Origin of the sequence: Caballeronia sp. GAWG1-1, assembly GCF_023631465.1 — a bacterium.
Taxonomy (GTDB): domain Bacteria; phylum Pseudomonadota; class Gammaproteobacteria; order Burkholderiales; family Burkholderiaceae; genus Caballeronia.
Genome location: NZ_JALQDB010000083.1, coordinates 1 through 3,112, shown reverse-complemented (window position 1 = coordinate 3,112; position 3,112 = coordinate 1). Strand labels below are relative to the sequence as shown.

The window sequence follows — 3,112 nt, the reverse complement described above, 5'->3', positions numbered from 1 at the left end:
GGCGTGACCATGACCGAACTCACGCACGCCGTGAGACGCGTCACCGACATCATGGGGGAGATCGCCAGTGCTTCGTCTGAACAGAGTAAGGGAATTGAACAAGTCAACCTGGCTATTACGCAGATGGACGTCGTAACGCAACAGAATGCGGCGCTGGTCGAAGAAGCAGCCGCTGCTGCGCAGTCGCTGGATGGGCAGGGTCGAAAGCTCACGGATGCCGTATCGTTTTTTCATTGAGAGCAGTCATGGTGGAAAGTATGTGCTGCCTCCAAAGGTGTTATCCATCGCGTAACGACTGGCGTCGCTTCCTACAAAGCTACACTTGTCTCGCACTCACGGACGTGACGTTAACCGCCAACTACTTTTTAAGATTGGTGAGCTGATTGTGTACGAGCGGTACGCTTTTAGCGGGGGCGCGTCTCGGAGACGTAAATGGAACTTGATGCGCTCCCTGAGCTCTTATGGCCAAGAATGATGAATCGTATTTTTAGCCAGGCGTCTTGAGGCGTTCTTGCAGTGGAGTGCAGCGACTTAAGCTTTTGAGCCGGATATGACGCGCTAGGTAACTTCGACAAAAGCGCCTCACGCTGCGCATTAAGCGCGGAGTGCTGGCGCATTAGATGAGTGGGTTCCGACCGCTCTCCCCGCAATGCAGAAGTCCTAACACGCGGTTGCGGCGAAAATCTGAGGTCTCAGCCCACGCGGGCTGCATTCAATTGTGCTTCAAACGCCAACCTTTGGATCGTGACCCATCGATCGATTGATCAAAGCCACTTTCAAACACCCATTTCCACGTCGGGTGCGATGGTGGTTCCTGTGGCGCCGCGTCAAGCCAATCGACGAATTCAATTATTTGGTCAGCATTGGCAAAGAAGCGCAAGCTTCCGATTACGACGTTATACAACGGAATGGATTGATCGACGACGAACAAGGTGAGCTTGCGAGCGTCGCCGACTTGCCAAACCGCACTCGCACCGAGTCCGGTTGGAAACGGTCGCATGGGTCGGTTGCCAGACATGTCGTTCACGCTGCAACCTTGGACATTGCCTGACGCATGACGGCAGCGAGCTCTGCCGCAACGAACTTCGACACATAAGCGTTGGCGCCAACCTTTCTGACGTGCTGCTCGTTCGCCGAGCCCGACAGCGACGAGTGGATGACAACTGGGATCATCTGCAGTCCAGCAGCAGCTTTGATCTTGCGGGTAAGCGTGAACCCGTCCATCTCCGGCATTTCGAGATCCGTCAGTACCAACGCGATGTCGTCCGTGACTTTCTTGCCTTCCTTAACTGCTTTCTCGCCTGCTTTCTCCAGCAGATCCCACGCCTCTTGTCCGGTCTTGGCCATGATGAAGGGTACCCCCATCGACTTCAAACTTTCTTCGATAAGGGCTCGCGCGACGCCGGAATCATCCGCGGCCAGCACCCGCGCACCAGGCGGCAGAGTAAGGCGGCCCGTATTCTGTTCGTTGATTTCTGGTTCACTGGCAGGCAGGGCGTCGCGCAGAATTTGCTCAACGTCGAGCACCTGCGCGAGTCTACCGCCAGCGTGTGCGTCAAGTCGGGCTATGCTGGTCACGGTTTTGCCGCTCGAATGTCCTTCGGCCGAGAGGACGCGGTTCCACTCCAGGCGAACAATATCGTCGACCTCCTCCACAGCGAAGCCTTGGGTCGTGCGAGCGAACTCCGTCACCAGCAGGATGCGATTTCCTTCGCGCGGGGTACATCCGGTGACTCTCGCAAGGTCGATGACGGGGATGATTTCGCCACGAACATCCGCGACGCCAAGGATCTTGTCAGACGACCCTGCCAGTTCGGTGAGCTTGGGCATTGCGACGATTTCTCGAACTTTGAAGACATTGATTCCGTAGAGTTCGCGGGCGCCTGTACCGCGGGTAGCACCAAGGCGAAATAGCAACAACTCAAACATGTTGCTACCTGCCAAGCGCACCCGCTGTTCAATATCGTGTTGATCGTTGTTCATGTTTTTACCGTCCGGTTTGGTTTGTCGATCCCTAAGATATCGGCACACGAAAACGTTTCTAGAGCGCGGCTTTCGCTTTGAAGCTTCAGCATCACAGGGAGAAGTAACTTTATCTGGATAGCAGAGATCGCGAAAGATTGATAACGATACCTGCTTCGGGAACAGTTTGAGTCGTCCGTTAGCAGGGGAAATGCCTTCCATAGTCAACCAATACTTTTCAGCCGTCGCTGGCCGATCCTCTTTCCGTGTCGCCACGGTGTTATTTAAGAAGTGCCCCTTGTTATTAAAGTACCAAAGCGTAGTTTTTCAAATTTTGGAAGGGGGGCTTATGGATGCCGCTGACTTTATGTAGCGGAGGTTGCGTGAAGATGTAACGTAGATAGCGGAGGGCGCTGCGAAGTGATTAAAGCAAAAAAAGGGCGCACCGAAGCGCGCCCTAACCGAGGGTTGGACCTGAGAGTGCCCAACCAGTGTTTGTATAACGACGCGATGCTGTCAAACTTTAGGACTGGGAGCGGAACGCCCGACTGTAGTTGCCCCTGTATCTCAGGACACTCAGACGTCGTTAAGTTGCTGATGCCGCAGCCCGCCTGAACTCACGAGGTGAGCGGTATTTCAGGGCTTTGTGCGGGTGGCGCTCATTGTATTGCTCGAAGGCAGCGGCCAGATGTGTGAGCGCCGTAGGCACATCAGGTTTGTCCATGAAGGCCGCGTAATCGTGCTTCATCGTTTTCACGAACCGCTCGGCCATACCGTTGCTCTGCGGCGAGCGAACGGGTGTAGTCAGTGGCACCAGTCCTAGCTCGCGCGCGAAGCGGCGTGTGCGATGGTCGATGTAGGCCGAGCCATTGTCCGACAGCCATTCGATGGTCTGCGCGGGCTGCGTGTTTCCGAAGCGTTGCTCCACCGCTGCGAGCATCACATCGCGCACGATGTCGCCGCTATGGCCGCAGCAGTCCAGCGCAAACGTCACGCGAAGCGGCTGACCATCGTCGCATCGGAACTCAAAGCCGTCCGAACACCAGCGCGCATTGCTACGGTCAACGGCCACGGGACCTATCCGTAATTCTGTGGGCGAGGCATATTATGAGAGGTAAAAGTCATGGATATGCCGATGAAGAAGAAACGC

Annotated in this window: 3 protein-coding genes and 1 pseudogene; 1 reads left to right on the top strand and 3 read right to left on the bottom strand. The window is 55.4% G+C overall.

The window, feature by feature from the left end; translation table 11 throughout:
* On the top strand, positions 1-237 hold a 237-nt coding region (locus tag NCT03_RS33480), incomplete at its 5' end, for a methyl-accepting chemotaxis protein (protein ID WP_350030212.1).
* A gap of 475 nt (positions 238-712) precedes the next feature.
* On the opposite strand, the gene NCT03_RS33475 is transcribed toward NCT03_RS33480, so the two are convergent.
* From NCT03_RS33475 to NCT03_RS33465, 3 genes and pseudogenes are all read right to left on the bottom strand, one after another.
* A complete protein-coding gene (locus NCT03_RS33475) occupies positions 713-1,027 on the bottom strand; it encodes a hypothetical protein (protein WP_250470214.1) in 315 nt (104 codons plus the stop codon).
* Entirely contained in the window at positions 1,024-1,983 is a 960-nt protein-coding gene (locus NCT03_RS33470) for a chemotaxis protein (RefSeq protein ID WP_244832080.1), read from the bottom strand. The genes NCT03_RS33475 and NCT03_RS33470 overlap by 4 nt, the downstream gene beginning before the upstream one ends.
* 565 nt (positions 1,984-2,548) lie before the next feature.
* A pseudogene (locus tag NCT03_RS33465) lies at positions 2,549-3,058 on the bottom strand (integrase core domain-containing protein); the annotation flags it as partial.
* Between the last annotated feature and the right edge of the window lie 54 nt (positions 3,059-3,112).